Below are 2,799 nucleotides of genomic sequence, written 5' to 3' on the forward strand. Positions count from 1 at the left end.
GGCGTCGACCGCCCCCACCGCCGCCCCGTCCACCGGGACCGCGCCCGCCGGAGAGGTGCGGGGGTACATCGACGCCCACACCCATCTGATGGCGTACGAGGCGTTCGGCGGAAGCCTGATGTGCGGCAAGCCGTTCGACCCGCGCGGCATCCAGGAGGCGCTGCGGGACTGCCCCGACCACGCGGGGAACGGCGCGTTCGCCTGGTGGGAGAACTTCACCCGGCACGGCACGCCGTTCGGCACCCACGACCCCGCGGGCTGGCCGACGTTCAAGGACTGGCCCGCGTGGGACTCCCGCACCCACCAGCAGGGCCACTACACCTGGCTGCGCCGTTCCTGGCGCGCCGGCCAGCGCGTCCTGGTCAACCACCTGGTCGCCAACCGGCAGCTCTGCGAGATCTATCCGCTGAAGCGCAACGCGTGCGACGAGATGGACGTCGTCCGGCTCCAGGCGCGGCGGATGCGTGAGATGGAGGCGGGCATCGACGAGCGCAGCGGCGGCCCGGGCAAGGGCTGGTTCCGCATCGTGCGCGACTCGGCGCAGGCGCGCGAGGTGATCGAGGACGGGAAGCTCGCCGTCGTCCTCGGCGTCGAGGCGTCCGAGCCGTTCGGCTGCCGCACGGTCGGCGGCGAAGCGCAGTGCACCCGCCAGGACATCGACCGGGGCTTGGACGAGATGAAACGCCTCGGCGTGTCCTCGATGTTCGTGTGCCACAAGTTCGACAACGCCCTGTGCGGGGTGCGCTTCGACGGAGGCACCACGGGCGCGTTCGTCAACACGGGGAACTTCCTCGGCACCGGACGGTTCTGGCAGGTCGGGAAGTGCACCGGTCCGGCGCGGGACAACACGCTCCTGCCGGCGGGCGGGATCGGCGATTCGCTGAAGGACCTCCTGCGGCTGCTCGGCCGGGCGGGCGTCACGCTGCCGCTGTATCCGAGCCCTCCGCACTGCAACGTCCGCGGGCTCAGCGACCTGGGCGAGCACATGGTCCGCGGCATGATGGAACGCGGCATGATCGTCGAGGTCGACCACATGAGCGCCAAGGCCGCCGGCGAGACCCTCGGCCTGCTGGAGGCCGCGCGCTACCCGGGCGTCATCTCGTCCCACAGCTGGACGGACCCGGCCTACCTGCCCCGCGTCTACCGGCTCGGCGGCATGGTGACCGGCTACGGCCACGCGACGAACCAGTTCATCGACGAGTGGAAGCGCAACAAGGCCCTCCGCGACCCTGGCCGCGCGTTCGGCTACGGATACGGCCTGGACACCAACGGCATGGGCGCCCTGCCCCCGCCCCGGGAGGGCAGCGACGCGGACCCGCTGCGCTACCCGTACACCTCGCCGTTCGACCCGGCGGTGACGCTCGACCGCCAGCGCACCGGGACGCGCACCTGGGACCTCAACACCGAGGGCGTCGCGAACTACGGCCTCGTCCCGGACTGGCTCGCCGACATCCGCGACGCCGGCGGCCAGGAGATCATCGACGACCTGGCCCGCGGCGCCGAGACCTACCTCCGCATGTGGCACCACACGGAGACCCACGGGACCTAGCGGAAATGACATAGCGCCATTCATTGGACATTTGCGACACTTCTTGCCATGGAAGGCGATCGGCGGTTCCGGAGCTGGGTCGTGGCCTGGGTGCAGGCCCGGCGAGTGACGTACCGGCTCGCCCGCGGCTTCGATGCGTACACCGCGCTGTCCCGCCGGCCCAGGGCGTTCCGGGCGCTCGCCCGGACCATCGGGACGGCGCCCGAGGGCGGCCATGCGTCCTCGACCGCCCTGCGGGCCGCGCGGAAGGCCGCCGCCAACCCGTTCGCCCTGCGGGAGATCCTGGCCGAGTTCGCCCACATGGCCGTGGGCGATGTCTTCTCTCAGAGTCTCCATCTCGTCGCTCCACCGCCTACACCGTCTCCCGTCACCGCCTTCCTCCTCGAACCGGTCGAGGACGGCGTCCCCCGGGTGGTCGCGTTCCTCGATGCGCCCGAGTCGCCTCTCCCCGGGCCGGGCAATGGAGTCCACGGACGCCTGGCCGAGTGGCTCGTCCACGCCGCGATGGCGGAGGACGACGAAGCCTTCGGCCCTCTGTCGGCCCTGCTGGCCCGAACCGGGCAAGGCGACCTGACCGGCGCACTCCGGTCGGCGTTCTACCGCGGCGTCCAGGACGGGACGAGGCCGGACGACGGCCGGTCGCCGAGACCGTACCGGCTGTGGAGGACCGCGAGGCCGACCGCGCTCACCCGCATCGTGCAGGCCAATCCGAATCTGCTCCACCTGCCGCCGCCACCCGACCGGGAGCCGCCCTGGACCACCCGTGCGCCCCTGGTCCTGCTCGCGCTGGTGAAGGGCAGGTCCGACCTCGTCGGCCCGATCATGCGCATCGACGGACCGCACGGCGTCGTGGCCTCGCTGCGCGAGGGGGTGTCCACCGAGGCCGCGCCCGAGTTCACCGAGGAGTGCCGGCGTGCCCTGCGGCACCTGGACCACCCCGAAGCCCGCGACGACGTGTGCCGGAGCGCCCTGTACGGCGAGGCGGAGATGCTCGCCGCCGCCGTCGAGGCCGACTACCTTCCCTCCGGCCTGGACGAGGCGCAGAAGGCGGCGTTCTTCTTCGCCACCGAGCAATGGGAGCGCTACGACGCCGCCGACCCGGACGGCTCCCTCCTGACCGCCTTCTGCGTCGTCAAGCGCCACAGGCGGACGAAATGGCAGGACCCGCTCGACAAGGGCATCCGCACGGCCTCGTACAAGTCGGGCCGCCCCGACCCGCATCCCCCGCCTTCCTACACGCGCACTCCGCG

Annotated in this window: 2 protein-coding genes; both read left to right on the forward strand. The window is 72.0% G+C overall.

Annotated elements, in window-relative coordinates; genetic code table 11:
* Window positions 1-1,549: membrane dipeptidase (locus E1281_RS42765; protein WP_131884705.1), on the forward strand; the 1,549-nt coding region annotated here is incomplete at its 5' end.
* 48 nt (window positions 1,550-1,597) lie between these two features.
* On the forward strand, window positions 1,598-2,799 hold a 1,202-nt coding region (locus E1281_RS38950; protein ID WP_207943778.1), incomplete at its 3' end, for a hypothetical protein.

The organism is Actinomadura sp. KC345, from assembly GCF_004348515.1.
GTDB lineage: Bacteria > Actinomycetota > Actinomycetes > Streptosporangiales > Streptosporangiaceae > Spirillospora.